We start from the raw sequence: 2998 nt of genomic DNA, 5'->3' as shown, positions 1-2998 counted from the left end.
GGAACAGAGGCAGAGCCGATGATGAATCTGCTGGCCTGGGTGGAAGACGGACAATGGATTCTCTGTGTGATGCCAAGAACACTTCATCGTCCGGCATGCTATTTCAAGGAAGGAGACGGAAACCTGCTGATCAGTCCCGCTTCGGTGGACCTTGGTGGGGTTTTCATCACCCCTCAGGCCAAGGATTACGAGAAAATAACCTCACACCATATCCGGGAGATCCTTCAGGAAGTCTGCCTGAGTGAAGCCGGAATTCAAGAAATAATTCATAAACTTACGAAGTCACTGCAGGTCGACGCCTGAGTGTACTTCCGAATCTTAAAGCTTAAGTCATGAAAAATAAACAAGTTTCACCCTGGGCGTGGGTACCCACCTTGTATTTTGCACAAGGACTACCTTATGTCGCCGTTATGACCATTTCTGTAATCATGTATAAGCGTCTGGGTATATCCAATACCGACATCGCCCTGTACACAAGCTGGCTCTATCTACCGTGGGTAATCAAACCATTCTGGAGTCCGTTTGTAGATTTACTGAAAACAAAACGGTGGTGGGTTGTTACGATGCAGATGTTGGTCGGTGCCGGATTGGCGGGAGTAGCTTTTACGCTTCCTACGGATTTTTTCTTTCAGGCTTCGTTAGCCGTATTCTGGCTGGTCGCTTTCAGCTCCGCCACCCACGATATCGCTGCCGACGGGTATTACATGTTGGCACTCGAACCGCATGAACAGGCCTTCTTTGTGGGAATCCGCAGCACGTTCTACCGTATTTCGACCATAGCCGGACAAGGTATCCTGGTTATGATTGCCGGTGCACTGGAAACCAGCACCGGCAAGATACCTATGTCGTGGTCCATCACCTTCTTCATCATGGCGGGTCTGTTCATCGCCTTTTGCCTGTATCACAAATTTATACTACCTAAACCCGCTTCAGACAAGCCGTCGGTTACGGTTACAGCCTCCAATCTGATGAAGGAGTTTTTTGCCACTTTCGCCTCTTTTTTCAAGAAGAAACAGGTGGCCATCGCCATTCTGTTCATGCTGTTCTACCGCTTCCCCGAAGCGCAGCTGGTTAAGCTGATCACTCCGTTCCTGATCGACCCGCGCGAAGTGGGGGGACTGGGACTGACAACCACCGAGATCGGGTTAACGTATGGTACCATCGGTATCATCGGACTTACTGTAGGTGGAATTCTGGGAGGTATCCTCGCTTCAAGAGGTGGATTGAAAAAATGGTTGTGGCCTATGGCGTTAATCATCTCTTTGCCGAACATAGCCTTCGTATACCTGGCCAGCGTTCAACCGGAAAGCTTTTGGGTAATCAATCTTTGTGTGTTCATCGAGCAGTTCGGATACGGATTCGGATTCACGGCCTATATGTTATACATGATCTATTTCTCGGACGGCGAGCACAAAACAGCCCACTATGCCATCTGTACCGCATTCATGGCCCTGGGAATGATGTTGCCGGGTATGGCTGCCGGCTGGTTGCAGGAACAGCTGGGTTACGAAAACTTCTTCATCTGGGTGATGATCTGCTGTGTCGGAACCCTGGTGGTTACGGCCTTCCTTAAAGTGGATCCTAATTTTGCTAAAAAACAGAAAGAATAATGAAAGTTATAAAATACATCCTACTTGCTATGATCCCGTTTTTTGCGGGAACGGCATTTGCTCAGAAAATAAGAATCCAGACAGGCATCGAGGTTCTTAAAAATAGCAATTTCAAGCTATTGGAGGGGAAAAGAGTGGGCCTGATCACCAATCCTACCGGAGTGGACAACCAGCTCAAATCCACCATCGATATTCTGCACGAAGCTCCCAACGTAAATCTGGTAGCGCTGTTCGGTCCGGAACACGGTGTGCGCGGCGATGTGCATGCAGGCGATCATGTGGACAACTCTTCCGATCCCACCACCGGTCTTCCCGTTGGTTCGCTCTATGGCAAGACCCGCAAGGCTACCCCCGATATGTTGAAGGGCATCGATGTGCTGGTCTACGATATCCAGGATATCGGTTGCCGTTCGTTCACCTACATCAGTACGATGGGACTGGCTATGGAAGCCGCAGCCGAAAACAATATCGAATTTGTGGTGCTCGACAGACCCAATCCCCTGGGGGGACTCAAGGTGGAGGGTAATCTGGCCGAAGATGGATACATCTCTTTTGTAAGCCAGTTCAAGATTCCTTACCTCTATGGCCTTACCTGTGGCGAGTTGGCACAGATGCTCAACGAAGAAAACATGCTTGCCAAGCAATGTAAACTCACGGTAGTGAAGATGAAAGGATGGAAGCGCAAGATGGATTACACGCAGACCGGATTGCAATGGATCCCGTCGTCTCCCCACATCCCCCATGCCCATTCGGCCTTTTTCTATCCCGTGTCCGGCATCGTAGGCGAGCTGGGTTATCTTTCCATCGGCGTAGGATACACCATCCCTTTCCAGATGTTTGCAGCCGATTGGATCAAGGCGGAAGAGTTTGCTTCGGCACTCAATAAACTCAATCTGCAGGGCGTTCACTTCCGTCCCATGCACCTTAAACCCTTCTATTCCGTAGGAGTAGGCACACAGATGCAAGGAGTGCAGGTACATCTTACCGATTACCAGAAGGCCAACCTGTCCGAGATCCAGTTTTATGTCATGCAGGTGATCGCCCAGCTATATCCCGATAAAGCAGTCTTCGCCAACGCCAACGAAAAGCGCTTCGATATGTTCGACAAAGTGTCCGGCAGCAACCAGATCCGTCTGCTGTTTGCCAAAAACAACCGCTTCGAAGATATTCAAGCCTATTGGAACAAAGACGTAGAGGCATTTAAGAAACTTTCAAAAAAATATTATCTCTATAAATAAGGAGATAAATAAGACAGACAGATATGATACTGATAGCAGATAGTGGTTCAACTAAAACCGATTGGTGCCTGGTTGATAAGGGGGCGCTGGTTAAGCAGGTCTTCACGAAAGGGACCAATCCCTTTTTTCAGACTGAAGATGAAATCAGCA

2 protein-coding genes and 2 pseudogenes are annotated in these 2998 nt (G+C 48.9%); all 4 read left to right on the top strand.

The features are described from left to right. Positions 1-303 (top strand): annotated as a pseudogene (locus tag AB7E53_RS14825) (DUF4922 domain-containing protein); the annotation flags it as partial. 29 nt (positions 304-332) lie between these two features. Further along, positions 333-1610, top strand: coding sequence for an AmpG family muropeptide MFS transporter (locus AB7E53_RS14820; protein WP_446774288.1), 1278 nt, complete (start codon positions 333-335; stop codon positions 1608-1610). Then, entirely contained in the window at positions 1610-2848 is a 1239-nt protein-coding gene (locus AB7E53_RS14815) for an exo-beta-N-acetylmuramidase NamZ family protein (protein WP_446776570.1), read from the top strand. Before AB7E53_RS14820 ends, AB7E53_RS14815 begins: the two co-directional genes overlap by 1 nt. 23 nt (positions 2849-2871) lie before the next feature. Continuing rightward, positions 2872-2998: pseudogene (locus AB7E53_RS14810) on the top strand (ATPase); the annotation flags it as partial.

Source organism: Macellibacteroides sp., from assembly GCF_050251695.1.
Classification (GTDB): Bacteria; Bacteroidota; Bacteroidia; order Bacteroidales; family Tannerellaceae; genus Macellibacteroides; species Macellibacteroides fermentans.
The sequence above is the reverse complement of the archived record's forward strand: the minus strand, read 5'-3'. Positions and strand labels throughout refer to the sequence as shown.